Annotated in this window: 9 protein-coding genes; all 9 read left to right on the top strand. The window is 72.7% G+C overall.

The window, feature by feature from the left end:
* Positions 1-23: 23 nt before the first annotated feature.
* On the top strand, positions 24-1,115 hold the full coding sequence (gene ychF, locus FKD65_RS15655) for a redox-regulated ATPase YchF (RefSeq protein WP_141578203.1): 1,092 nt from the start codon (positions 24-26) through the stop codon (positions 1,113-1,115).
* A 52-nt stretch (positions 1,116-1,167) separates the two neighbouring features.
* Positions 1,168-1,521, top strand: a complete 354-nt coding sequence (locus tag FKD65_RS15645; RefSeq protein WP_205718673.1) for an alpha/beta hydrolase — start codon at positions 1,168-1,170, stop codon at positions 1,519-1,521.
* A gap of 420 nt (positions 1,522-1,941) precedes the next feature.
* On the top strand, positions 1,942-2,964 hold the full coding sequence (locus FKD65_RS15640; protein WP_240810165.1) for a conjugal transfer protein: 1,023 nt from the start codon (positions 1,942-1,944) through the stop codon (positions 2,962-2,964).
* A 62-nt stretch (positions 2,965-3,026) separates the two neighbouring features.
* A complete protein-coding gene (locus FKD65_RS44235; protein ID WP_168221059.1) occupies positions 3,027-3,188 on the top strand; it encodes a hypothetical protein in 162 nt (53 codons plus the stop codon).
* A gap of 55 nt (positions 3,189-3,243) precedes the next feature.
* Positions 3,244-6,333 carry a TcpE family conjugal transfer membrane protein gene (locus FKD65_RS15635; protein WP_141578202.1) on the top strand — a complete coding sequence of 1,030 codons (3,090 nt, stop codon included), beginning with the start codon at positions 3,244-3,246 and terminating at the stop codon, positions 6,331-6,333.
* A 166-nt stretch (positions 6,334-6,499) separates the two neighbouring features.
* Positions 6,500-8,989 carry an ATP-binding protein gene (locus FKD65_RS15630; protein ID WP_141578201.1) on the top strand — a complete coding sequence of 830 codons (2,490 nt, stop codon included), beginning with the start codon at positions 6,500-6,502 and terminating at the stop codon, positions 8,987-8,989.
* Positions 8,986-11,547 (top strand): type IV secretion system protein, encoded by a 2,562-nt coding sequence (locus FKD65_RS15625; RefSeq protein ID WP_141578200.1) that lies wholly within the window; start codon positions 8,986-8,988, stop codon positions 11,545-11,547. The genes FKD65_RS15630 and FKD65_RS15625 overlap by 4 nt, the downstream gene beginning before the upstream one ends.
* Positions 11,547-12,179 (top strand): hypothetical protein, encoded by a 633-nt coding sequence (locus tag FKD65_RS15620; RefSeq protein ID WP_141578199.1) that lies wholly within the window; start codon positions 11,547-11,549, stop codon positions 12,177-12,179. Before FKD65_RS15625 ends, FKD65_RS15620 begins: the two co-directional genes overlap by 1 nt.
* On the top strand, positions 12,176-13,231 hold the full coding sequence (locus FKD65_RS15615) for a bifunctional lytic transglycosylase/C40 family peptidase (RefSeq protein ID WP_141578198.1): 1,056 nt from the start codon (positions 12,176-12,178) through the stop codon (positions 13,229-13,231). The genes FKD65_RS15620 and FKD65_RS15615 overlap by 4 nt, the downstream gene beginning before the upstream one ends.
* Positions 13,232-13,241 lie beyond the last annotated feature (10 nt).

The raw sequence follows: 13,241 nt of genomic DNA, 5'->3' as shown, positions 1-13,241 counted from the left end.
GGACGCCCATAAACTTGACCGCCGTGAGCCTCTCCATCGGAATCGTCGGGCTGCCCAACGTCGGCAAGTCGACGCTCTTCAACGCGCTGACCAAGAACGACGCGCTGGCCGCCAACTACCCGTTCGCGACCATCGACCCCAACGTCGGCGTGGTCGGCGTGCCCGACCCGCGGCTGGCCGTGCTCGCCGAGCTGTTCGGCTCGCAGAAGGTCATCCCGGCGACGATGGAGTTCGTCGACATCGCGGGCATCGTCAAGGGCGCCTCCGAGGGGCAGGGGCTCGGCAACAAGTTCCTCGCCAACATCCGGGAGACCAACGCGATCTGCCAGGTCATCCGGGCCTTCGAGGACCCCGACGTCACGCACGTGGACGGCGACGTCGTCCCGTCCCGCGACATCGAGACGATCAACACCGAGCTGATCCTGGCCGACCTCCAGACGATCGAGAAGGCGCTGCCGCGCCTCGACAAGGAGGCCCGGACCAGGAAGGACAAGGACAAGCTCGCCGTCGTCGACGCCGTCAACGCCGCGCAGAAGCTCCTGAACGACGGCGTCACGCTGTTCACGGGCGCCGAGCAGGCCGGGGTCGACCTCGGCCTCCTGCGCGAGCTGCACCTGCTCACCGCCAAGCCGTTCCTCTACGTCTTCAACCTCGACGAGAGCGAGCTGACCGACGAGGCCCTGCGCGAGCGCCTGCGCACCCTGGTCGCCCCCGCCGAGGCGATCTTCCTGGACGCCAAGATCGAGGCGGAGCTGATCGAGCTGCCCGACGACGAGGCGCTCGAGCTGCTGCAGGGCATGGGGCAGGAGGAGTCCGGGCTCTCGCAGCTCGTCCGGATCGGGTTCGCGACCCTCGGCCTCCAGACCTACCTGACGGCCGGGCCCAAGGAGTCGCGCGCCTGGACGATCCGCAAGGGCGCCACCGCGCCCGAGGCCGCAGGCGTCATCCACACCGACTTCCAGCGCGGCTTCATCAAGGCCGAGATCGTCTCCTTCGACGACCTCACCGCGGCCGGCTCGATGGCCGCCGCCCGCACGGCCGGCAAGGTCCGCATGGAGGGCAAGGACTACGTCATGCAGGACGGCGACGTCGTGGAGTTCCGCTTCAACGTGTAGCGGCTCACGGCCGGGCCGGCCCGGCGGGTGGTGCGGGGCCGGGGGAGAGCACGTGGTCGACGGCGGCGTTGAGGGTCTCGGTCTCCTGAACTGCGCCCGGTGGCCCGCGCCGAACAAGGACCGCGTCACCAGGCCGCTCACAGGCGCCGGTACGCCGCCGGTGCTGGTGGTCGCAGGCCGGCTGGACCCCGTCACCCCCCACCACTGGGCCGAGAACATGACCCGAACCCTGGACGCCGCGGTGCTGCTCACGCGTGAAGGAGTCGGGCACGGCTCCTACGGCGTCAACTCGTGCGTCAACGGCGCGGTCGACGCCGCTCTCGTCCATGGCGTCCGGCCCGCAGACGGCGCCGTGTGCGAGACGGACAAGCCCGCCACCACCCGCCCCCTCTTCCCCGTGACGTGACCTGTGTGATTTCGGCTACACGGGGTGCCCGTGCGAGGGGTGTGCCGGACGGGTAGTCGCTTTGATGCTGAATGTCGCCTTTTTGTCCTTGTGTCGGTTATTTCAGGCGAACGGATTGCCGGTGCCGTCGCCATCCTGTGACCGAGCGGCTTCTGAGGCGTCCCGCTTGTCCGTTGCCTGGGCTTGCGGGCCGTTCGGAGCCCTGGGTAGGAGAACGTCACCGTTTGGCAATCCTCCCCGTTCCTGCTGAGGTGGATCGCATTATCCACAACCGCGTGCCGGGGCTGTGTTTCGCCGGGATGCGCTGGAACAATTGACGCCCGTGGTTACCCTGGGCCCGAGGTGGGTTCAGAAAAGCCGCCGGACATGACCAGCACACAGGACCGCGCCGACCGGGGGCGAGGCGCGAGCGGAGGCAGGATGGCTCGCAGGTCGGCCGTGGGACGCGGCCGTGACACCGCCGTTGTCGACGAGACCGCGGCGCCCGGCCGGGCGCTCGCGTCGTCCGCCGACCCGTGGGACCTGCCCGAGCGCGGCCGCGGCCGCTCCGGCGGCGGCTCGCGCGGCGGGGGCCGGTGGGGCGGGTCCGGCGGGCGCTGGTGGGTCTGGGTCGGCCGCGCCGTGCTCTGGGCCCTGATCCTCGTCATCCTCGTCAACGGCGTCCGCGCCCCGTTCGAGCGCTTCACCGCCGACGACAGGGCGGGCGAGGCGGGCACACCGTCCAAGCCGCCGAAGAGCGCCGGGTTCCCCAGCAGCGCGGCGGGGGCGTTCGCCATCCAGTTCGCGAACGTCTACCTCAACTTCGACCAGAAGACCGCGCCCGCCCGCGAGGCCCAGTTGCGGACGTTCCTGCCCGACGGCGCCGACGCGCAGTACGGCTGGAACGGCGTCGGCAAGATGCAGGTGCAGTCCGTCCAGGTCGCCGGCGTCGACGCCCGCGACGCGAACAACGCCACCGTGACGCTCCTGGCCCGCACCGCCGACCGCTGGCTCCGCCTCGCCGTCCCGGTGTACGCCGACCGGAGCGGTTCGCTGGTCGTCTCCGCCCGCCCCGCCCTGCTCCCGCCTCCCACCAAGGCGCAGCTCCCCCAGGACGGCGTCGGCGTGCAAGACCGCGACACCGCCCTCGAAACCGAACTCCAGCCGTTCCTCGGCACCTTCTTCCAGGAGTACGCGACCGGCAACCAGGCGGCCCTTTCCCGGTTCTCCAACGGGACGACCATCGCCGGCCTGGCCAATTCCGTCACATTCGTGCAGGTCAAGGAGGTCGTCGCGCCGAAGGGGCCCGATGGCTCGCGCACGGTCACCGCGACGGTGGTGTGGCAGCCCGCGGATGGCGCGGGCGGTGAGCTCGAGCAGAGCTACCAGCTCGCAATGGTGAAGAAGGGGACGACCTGGCTTGTCCAGGACATTCGCGGCACCACGCAACCGAGCGCATCATGAGAGGCCGCGCAGTGAACTCGGGCCCCGCACCCGACCACCGACCAGGGAAGGCAGACGGATCGATGCCGCAGCATGACAGGGCGTTCCTGTTGACCTGCGAGAACACGCGTTTTGTGCAATTCACCTGCCCGGCGACCGGAATCGGAGAGCTCTTCCACGTGCCGAACGACATCCAGACCACGGCCAAGGCGATCGTCGGGGCCCCCGGCATGGACGCCTCCTGACCCAGGCGGAGGTCCGGAGGCGGCACGGTGCCCGCGCAGTTAGGGGAGTAGGGGCGTGGATCTACCCACGTACACGAACATCTGGCGCATCGAGAAGCGGCTCTACAAGCTGTACGACCTGCGGCTTCCGATGCCGCTTCCGCTGGTCCAGATCGGTGTCTTCCTCGGCGTGTTCGTGCCGTGGATCGTGTTGCTCCGGGTCGTCGGGATCCCCTTCGCCTCCCCCTGGCACGTCCTCTACATCGTCCCGCCGGGCGTCCTCACCTGGATGGCGACCCGTCCCGTCATCGAGGGCAAGCGGCTCACCGAACTCCTGCTCTCCCAGGGCCGCTACCTCTCCGAGCCCCGCACCTGGTGCCGCCTGACCCCGATCCAGGAGCCCCGCGAGGTCGTCATCGTCGCCCGGGTCTGGCGCCGCGCCGGAAGCCCGGCCCCGGCCGCCGCGGCGGAACGTGCCGCGATCAAGTCCCGCCGCCGCGCCCGCGGGCCCGCCGCCGCGCCGGAACCCGCCGCCGCCGCGACTCCGGTCCTGGTCCCGCGTCCCGCGGTCGCCGCCGCGCCCCCTTCCCTGGGCGAGTACGCGGCCCAGCGCGAGCCCGTCCAGGTCGCCCCGCTCCCCACGGCCCCCGAGCACGTCGTCCCGCAGCCCGCCGTCCCCGAGCCCGCCGCCCCCGCTCCCCTCGTCCCGCCCAAGGCGTGGCGCCGAGCCACCCGCGAGATCGCGCACGAGGACGACGTCGTCCCCCTCGTCCCCGACGTCGAGCGACCTCCGGCGACACCGCAGTTGGAGATCCCGCCGCCCGGTCCTCCCCCCGGCTCCGGCAAGCGCGCCCTGGCCTCCGGCGTCCGCCGTCCGGGCGAACCGGCGGAGTTCTGGCAGGCCGTCCCGGTCGGCGACACCCGCCCCGACATCCCCCAGCAGCCGCCGGCCGAGGAGGACGCGGGCGCCCCCGAACCGGTCACGCGCCATCCCGTCGAGAACGAGCGGGAGCCCGCGGCGCCGACCGTCCGGTGGGTGCGTCCCGCCGAGCCGGGCGCCGGGGTCACGCGGCAGCCGCCCGCCGAGCCCGAGCATGCCGCCGAGGGTGAGCGCGTGCGGGCGTTCAACGGGGAGCCCGGCGACAAGAAGGTCGCCGGAACACGGATCCAGGTCCGGGGGACCCCCGCCCCGCAGCGTCCCGCCGCCACCCGTCCCGACATCCCCATGGTCCCCGGCGCCTTCGGCGCCGAGAACCCCCACCGCCCGGCCCAGCCCCCCACGCCCCAGGAGCAGGCAGAGCACCCCGCGCGGCCCTCGGCACGTCCCGAGCACCCGGCGCCCGAGGCGGAATCGCCCCCCGCACCGGAGCAGGAGGCCGCGCCGCCACAGCACGCTTCGCCGGCCCCGCCCTCCGCGCCGCCCGAACAGCCTGCCGCGCACTCCGAGACCCCTGCGGCGCAGGGAGAGCCGCCCGCCACGTCGGTTCAGCAGGCGCGTCCGGCGCTGCCCCCCGCGTCGCCTGAGCGGCCCGCTGCCCACCCGGAGGCGCCCGCTGCTTCAGGTCAGGATGCCCGTTCGGCGCAGCCGCCCGCCTCGCCTGAGCGGCCCGCTGCCCACCCGGAGGCGCCCGCTGCTTCAGGTCAGGACGCCCGTCCGGCGCAGCCGCCCGCGTCGCCTGAGCGGCCTGCCGCCCAAGCGGGGTCGCCGGCCGTGTCGGGTCAGGAGGCGCGTTCGGCGCAGCCGCCAGTACCGCTTGAGCGGCCCGCGGCCCACCCCCCGGAGGCGCCCGCTGCGGCGGCTCGTTCGGCGGAGGCGCCTGCTGCGGCGGAGCGGCATGGTGGGGAGCCGCAGGCGCCCCACGCGCCTACGGGACGGCCCGTCGTGCGGCCCCAGGAACCTGTCATGTGGTCGGGGCGGCCCGCCACGCGGCCCGAGCGGCCCGCCGCGCGGCCGGAGGCGCCCGCGGCCACGTCGGAGCAGGCGGGTGCGCCGCCCGCTCCACCCGAGCAGCCCGGTGTCCTGCGGGAGCCGCCCAGGCCCTGGTCGCAGGGGCTGTCCAGGCCGCAGCGCCCGGCGGTCGGCGGCGATCCCGGCGGGCCCGCACCGGAGGCGCCCTCGCACGCCGAGCCTCCGGCGTTCGCGGAGCCGCCGCGTCCGGTGGAGGAGGAGGCCCCGCCGCGGGAGGTCCGGTCGCAGCCGGCCTCGCCCGTCCGGCCGCGGCCCCTGCCGCCGCCCCCGGCGCCCCCGCCCTCGGGTCCGGCGATCACCCCTCCCGGTCCCGAGCACGAGGTCAGCTCCGGCGGCCTGCGGCGCCTCATCCACGCCGTCGGCGGCGGGCACGGCGAGGTCGACGCCGACTACCAGCAGCGGATCCAGCAGCCGTTCCACGGGACGCGGCACGTCGTCGTGCTGGGCTGCACCGGCGGCGCCGGGCAGACCGTCACGGCGCTGATGCTGGGGCACACGTTCGCGCAGCACAACGGCGAGCCGGTCGTCGCGATCGACGTCAACCCCGGGCCCGGCGCGCTCGCGCGGCGCACCCGCAGCGACACCAACGAGACGCTGACCGGGCTCATCACCCGCGCCGACCAGGTCGGCAGCCTCACCGCGATGCGCCGCTACACCTCGCAGGCCAAGTCGGGGCTCGACGTGATCGCGGCGGGCAAGAACCCGCTGCAGGCGCTCGACGACCGCGACTACGCGCTCGCGATCCGCACGATCGACAAGTTCTACTCGGTGACGCTGCTGGACGCGGCCGCCGCCGTGGTCGCGCGCGTCCTGCCGTACGCCGACCAGATCGTCCTCGTCGCGCCGGCGAGCGCCGACGCGCCCCGGGCCGTCGCGATGACGTTCGAGTGGCTCGACGGGCACGGCTACGAGGAGCTTCGGTCCCGCGCGGTGACGGTCATCAACGGCGTGAGCCGCCGCAGCATGGACGACGTCGAGCAGGCCGAGGCCGTGGCGCGCGGCCGATGCCGGGCGCTGGTGCGCATTCCGTGGGACGATCACCTGAGCATGGACCGCGCGCCGCGCAACGAGCTGAAGTCGTTGCGCACCCCCACGCGGCGTGCCTATCTTGCCCTCGCCGGCGTCGTGGCCGGCGGCTTCACCGTCATGCCCGAGCGTTACCAGGAGCTTCAGCAGGAGCAGGAGGCCACCCGATGAGCGCCCCTCGCGGGCATCGAGCGGAGACCGTAGTGAACCGGGCATTGCTGGCGGACCCGCCTGACGTTCATGACCGTCCGGATTGCGAACACTCTCCCGTGCAGCCCTGTGCGGCCGCCCGCGCGCGGAGAGAATCGTTGATCGGAACCGGCGCCGGGAGGAAGGCATGAGCAAGTCGAGCCGACTGGCCGTGCGGTACTTCGACGACCGCGTCCTGCTGACCGAGGGCGCCGCCTGGGCGTACTTCCGGCTGCCCACCGTGTCCTACGAGTTCACGACCGGTGAGGAGCGCGAGGCGCTCGCCACCAACATCACCATCGCGCTCGCCGGCATCCGCATGCAGGACGCCGAGGTCCACCTGCGGATCGCGCACCGGACGTACCCGGCGGCCGAGTGGGCGCTGGCCCTCGACCAGACGTCCGACGGCGGCCCCGGGTGGCGGGAGTACCTGGAGGAGACCTACGCCCACGTGTGGGCCAAGGACTTCTGGACCAAGGAGGTCTACCTCGGGGTGCGGCTCGGCCCGCGCGGCATGGGCGCGCAGCTGTCGGGCGGCGTCCTGTCGCAGCTCCTCAAGGTCTACAAGCGCAGCGAGAGCGTCCTCGGCGTGCACGACGACGCCGTCGACAAGAAGGAGATCTCGCGCTGGACGGACCAGGCCGAGCGCGTCGGCCGCGCGCTCGGCGGGTCCGCCCTCTACGCCAGGCACGCGACCTCCACCGAGGTGGCGTGGCTGTTCCAGCACGCGGTGACGGGGTCGCTGGCCGACCCGCCGCCGTCCGCCGTCCCGCGCAGGGCGTGGGGCAAGGGCGAGATCGAGTCGCTGGTGGAGGGCGCCATCCACAACGGGCGCTCGTACCTGCGGATCGAGCAGCCGAACTTCACCGGCGCGGGCGGCGGCGCCACCGCGGCGTCCTACGTCGCGTACCTGTCGTTCGCGCGGTTCCCCGACATGATGCCGTTCCCGGACGGCGAGCCCTGGTTCCACTACTCCGACGCGCTCCCGTTCCCCGTCGAGATCAGCGCGCGGATGAAGTTGGTCCCGCCCGCGAAGGCGTCCAAGGACGTCTCGCGCAAGCTCGCCCACGCCCGCGACATGGACCAGCACATCCGGGAGGCGGGCGCGGAGGCGCCGATCGCGCTCGCCGAGCAGATCGACGCGGCCCGGATGCTGGAGCACGGCATCACCAAGGAGCGGCTGCCGTTCGTGTACGGGTGGCACCGGCTGATCGTGTCCGCGCCGACCGAGGACCTGCTCGCGCAGCGCGTGGACGCCGTCGTCGAGCACTACCGCGACATCGGCATCGACGTCGTCAACTCGACCGGCGACCAGTTCTCGCTGTTCCTGGAGTCGCTGCCCGGCGACCAGATCCGGCTGAACGCCTACGCGCAGCGCCAGCCGCTGCGCACCATCGCGGGCGGCATGCCGATCGCGACCGTCGACCTCGGCGACCGCACCGACGACGAGGGCGAGGGCTGGGTCGGCCCGTACATCGGCGAGACGCTCGGCCGTGCCCGGGCCATCGTGCACTTCGACCCGCTCGTCGCCGCCGCCCGCAACCGCCCGACGGCCGTCGCGATCACCGGCGAGCCCGGCGGCGGCAAGACCACGCTCGCGCTGCTGCTGATCTACCAGATGGCGCTGCGCGGCGTCACCATCGCGGCGATCGACCCGAAGGGCGACGCCGAGTCGCTCGTGGAGCTGCTCAAGGCGCGGGGCAGGAGGGCGCGCATCCTGCCGCTCGGCTCGGCGGCGCCCGGCCTGCTCGACCCGTTCTCCTTCGGCGACGACCTCGCCACCAAGAAGATGATGGCGACCGAGACGCTGCGGCTGCTGCTGCCGCGGATGTCGGAGGAGCGCGAGTCCGCGATGATCCAGGCGGTCGGCGCGGTCGCCAACGGCGAGCGGCCCTCGCTCGGCCGCGTCGTCGACTACCTGGAGGGCGCCGACGACCCGGCGTCCAAGAACCTCGGCGCGGTGCTGCGCTCGATGTCGGAGATGCGGCTCGCGCGGCTGTGCTTCGACCCGTCCGGGGGCGAGCGCATCGACAGCGCCGGCTGGACGACCGTGTTCACGCTCGGCGGGCTCACCCTGCCGGACGTCACGATCCCGCGGGAGGACTACTCCTACGAGCAGCGGCTGTCGGTCGCGCTGATGTACCTGGTGTCGCAGTTCGCGCGGCGGCTGATGCACGGCCTCGACCGGCGGCTGCCGAAGGCCATCTTCCTGGACGAGGCGTGGGCGATCACCTCGACTCCGGAGGGCGCCAAGCTGGTGCCCGAGGTGTCGCGCATGGGACGCTCCCGCAACACCGCGCTGATCCTGGTCTCCCAGAACGCGGGCGACCTGCTGAACGAACAGGTGACGAACTGCCTGTCCTCGGTGTTCTCGTTCCGCTCCACCGAGCGGGTCGAGGTCGGGAACGTCATGTCCCTACTCGGGGTGGAGACGTCCGACGAGCACAAGGCCGTGCTGCGCAACCTCGGCAACGGCGAATGCATCTTCCGTGACCTCGACGGCCGAGCGGGGCGCATCGGCGTCGACCTGATCTCCGAGGAACTGCAGCGTTGGCTGGACACCAACCCGACCCGGTCACGTCCGGGCACGTCCGAACTCACCGTCGCGGGGGCCGAGGTCGAGGAGGTCTCCCGATGAGGGGTTCCCGCGACGGGCGGGCGCGCCTGCAGCGCTCGCCCGGCGAAGGACTCGACCGTAAGGCCCTGCGGCGCCCCGGGCGGCGCGTCCGCCGCGCGCCGCGCAGCCGCCGCTCGGTGCTGCTGCTGGTCGTCATGGCGATGTTCATGCTGGGCCCGCTGACGCCGGCGTCCGCTTCGGTCCCGGGAGTGCCGAACCCGCTGAACGACGTGTGCAGCCCGGCCGACCACCCCCCACCCGAGCGGTACGGGTCCGGGACCGACGGCATGATCAAGCCGCCCGACTACCCGAACGAGAAACTGCAGAAGACCCCCGTCGAGCGGCTCACCTACTACGACCGGTACGGCACCGCCGGGCAGACCTGGTACGCGGTCGACATGGGCTGCTCGGACGCGATGGCGATGGTGGGCAACGCGATCGCGAACACCCTGTTCACCGTCGTCCGGACCGTCGACCGGACGACGATCAGCGTCTACCAGGCGGCCGCGTCGGAGTCGCTGCTGAGCTGGCTGAAGGACACCGTCGACGGCGTCATCATCAACATCGGCAAGACCTTCAACGCCCGCTACTGGTCGTGGGTGGTCATCCTCGGCGCGATGTGGCTGGCCTGGTGGGGCCTCGTCCGCAGGCGGGCGAGCAAGGTCACCGAGGGCGTGGTCTGGATGATCGCCGCGATGGTGGCGCTGGTCTGGCTGATCGCGCGGCCCGCCGACTTCACCACGCTCGGGACGAAGGTCTCCGAGGCGACCAGCGCCGCGTTCAGCGCCGCACTGCCACCGAGCGACACCAAGGGCGGGACGTGCGTACCCGTCCCCGAGGGCAAGCCCGATCCGGCGACGTCCCAGAACATCGACCCGACGTCCCGCAACGCGAACGCGCTGTGGGTGGCGCTCGTCTGCAAGCCGTGGCTGCAGGGCGAGTTTGGTACCAGCGACCCCAACGCGAAGATCATCAAGCAGAACGCCGACAAGCTGCTCTGGTCGCAGGCGGTCGACCTTCCGGAGACGTACGGGACGAACAAGGTCGACCTGGGGAAGAAGTCCGACGCCTACAAGGACGTCACGAAGGACATCAAGGACAACCATCCCGAGAGCTACGCCGTGTTCCAGGGCAAGGACTGGCAGAACCGGCTGGGAGTGGCGATCATCGCGCTGTTCGCGGCCCTGGTCGCGGGCATGCTCATCCTGGTCATCTCGACCGCGCTGATCGTCGTGAAGATCGCGTTCCTGCTGCTCCTCGTCGCGGGGCCGATCTTCCTCGGGATCGGCATCCATCCGGGCGTCGGGCGCGTCATCGCCATGCGCTGGCTCGAACTGCTGCTGTCGATGCTGCTGAAACAGGCCGCGCTCATCGGGGTGCTCTCGCTGCTGCTGTGGGCCTACAGCCTGATCCTCGGCGAGACGCTCCCGTGGGGCCTGCAGGTGCTGCTGATCGCGCTGGTGACGTTCGCGGCGTTCGTGTACCGCAAGCCGTTCCAGCATCTGTTCTCCGCCGTCGGCTACTCGGCGGTCGGGGCCAAGGACAAGGGCGAGGCGGAGTTCGGCAAGTCGGTCGCGGCGGCCCGCAAGAGCACCGAGGCGCTCCCGCCGGTGGCCGCCTACCAGATGTTCCGCAAGGCCAAGGACGACCCGGCGGTGGCCGCGGCCATCATCGGCGGGGTGACGGGCGGCGCGACGGCCGGCGCGATGGCCGGCACGGTGAACTCGGCCGACAGGACGGCGCCCGGCGCGGGCGCCGAGCAGTCGCCCGAGGACGCCCCGGTCCTCGCGGCCAAGCCCCGCGGTGCGGGCGCCGCGGGTGCGGCGGCCGCGCAGGGCCGGTCCAAGCGCGGTGCTCCTCCGCTGAACCTTCCGACCAGGGCGGGCGCGCTCGGCGACCGCCGTACGGACGGTGCCAAGGCGGGCACCGTCAGGCCCGGGATCGTCGTCGCGAAGGGTGACGACGACTCCGGAGACGGAGGGGGGTCGGGCTCCGGCAAGGGCACCATCCGCCCGACCTCCTGGACGGGGCGCGGCGGAACCGGCGGCGGTGTCTCCGGTGGCGGCGGCTCGGGCGGCAGTGGCGGCTCGGGCGGCGGCGGTGGTTCGGGCGGCGGTTCGGGCCGTTCCGGCCGTTCCGGCGGCTCTGGCGGCTCCGGTGGTTCGGGCGGTTCGGGCGGCTCCGGTGGTTCGGGCGGCGGTTCCGGCGGCGGCGGTGGCTGGTTCTCCGGCGGCGGACGCTCGTCCGGCTCCGTCGACCGCGGCCGCGGACGTTCGGGCGGCGGCTCGGGTGGCGGTTCAGGCCGTTCGGGCGGCGGCGGTGGCGGCGGCTGGTTCTCCGGCGGCGGCAGCGGCGGTTCGGGCGGCGGTTCGGGCGGCGGTTCCGGCGGCGGGAGCGTCCCCCGGCAGCGCGGCCGCTCCGGCGGCGGTTCGGGCGGCGGCCCGTCGCGTCCCGAGCCGGGCGGGCGGCGGCAGCCCCCGCCGCTGTGGGGCAGGAGCGACTCCGACGCCTCCCCGCCGATCCCGTTCTGGCTGCGTCCGGCGGACCGCCGGTCCGGTGAGGCGGATCGGGACGAGTGATGAACCTGACCGACCGGCGGCGCAAGCTCCTGTTCGCGGGTCTCGTCGTACTGCTGGCGGCCGTCGGCGTCTACCTGACGCTCGCCGCGCCGTCGGACGAGCACGACGACGAGCCGCAGGCACGTCCGAGCGCCACGGCGTCGCAGGCGCCCGCGTCGCCGCCGCCGGGGATCCAGAGCACCGTGGACCCGGGCGACTTCGACGTCTACCGGCTGCTGCCGTTCTCCCGGCAGGAGTTCGCCGCGGCGGCCGACCTCGCGCAGCGGTTCGTCGCCGCCTACGGGACGTACCGCTACGACGAGACCCCCCAGGCCTACGTGGCGCAGTTCGCCGGCCTGGCCACCGACGACCTCGGGCAGCGCCTCGGCCAGGGGATGGCGACGCCCGCGATGGTGGAGGAGCGCCGCAAGGAGCAGTTCGTCGCGCAGGGCACCGCGTCCCTCGACGAGGTCCGCGACATCGAGAAGAACTCGATCATCTTCCTGGTGACCGGCCGCCAGCAGGTCACCAGGAGCGGCCGGACGAGCAGCGACAGCAAGCAGTACGCGGTCACCGTGACGAGGGACGGCGGCTCGATGAGGGTCTACTCGTTCGAGCCGGCGGACGCCGGGCAGGCGGGTGACACGGGATGAGCTCGCGGATCCTGCTGCTCGTCGGCGGCATCGCGGTCGCCGGGGTCATGTTCATGGCACTGATCTTCGTCCCGATCCTGTTCGGCGCGGGCCAGTTCCTGTTCGGCGGCGGGGTGGGCGGCGGCGGATGCGTGGACACCGCCGGCGCCGGCGCGCAGCCCGCGGCGGCGAACGACGCCAAGGCGGTCCCGGCCGACTACCTGAAGCTGTACCAGGAGGCGGGCAGGAAGTACGGCATCCCCTGGAACGTCCTGGCGGGCGTCGGCAAGGTCGAGACCGACCACGGCAGGTCGACGATGCCGGGCGTCTCCAGCGGGGAGAACTACGCGGGTGCGGGCGGCCCCATGCAGTTCCTGGCGGCGACGTTCAAGGCGTTCGCGGTGGACGGCGACAACGACGGCAAGAAGGACCGCTACAACCCGGCCGACGCGATCCCGACCGCCGCGGCCTACCTCAAGCACAACGGCGCCCCGACCAGGATGCGCACCGCGATCTTCCAGTACAACCACTCGTGGGACTACGTCGACCTCGTCCTGACCTGGGCGAAGCGCTACGTCGGCGGCGAGTTCAAGGTCGTCCAGGCGAACGGGATCAACTGCGAGGACAACCGGCTCCCGGCCAACGTCAGCGCACTCGTGAAGACGATCATCGCGTTCGCCATGGCGCAGCGGGGCAAGCCGTACGTGTTCGGGGCGAACGGCCCGGACGCCTACGACTGCTCCAGCCTCATCCAGGCCGCGTACCGGCAGGTCGGCCTGAACCTCCCGCGCACGACGTTCGAGCAGTGGCCCTTCGGCGTGAAGATCGCCAAGGGCAAGGAGCAGCCGGGCGACCTGGTGTTCTTCAACTCCGGCCCCGGGACCTCGCCCGACAACCCCGGCCATGTGGGGATGGTCATCGGCGGCGGCAAGATGATCGTGGCGAGCTGCTCGGCGTGCGTGCCCGCGATCGGCGTCAAGACCTACAAGAAGGCGAACTGGATCGGGGTGACCCGCCCGCTCGCGCGGCCCGACTTCAAGAGGAAGGTGTCGGAGCTGGCCGCGCGGCGGTGACCGCCCGGCC

The organism is Actinomadura sp. WMMA1423, from assembly GCF_006547145.1.
GTDB lineage: Bacteria > Actinomycetota > Actinomycetes > Streptosporangiales > Streptosporangiaceae > Spirillospora.
Note: the sequence above shows the minus strand (reverse complement) of the source record. Positions and strands in the feature narration are given on the sequence as shown.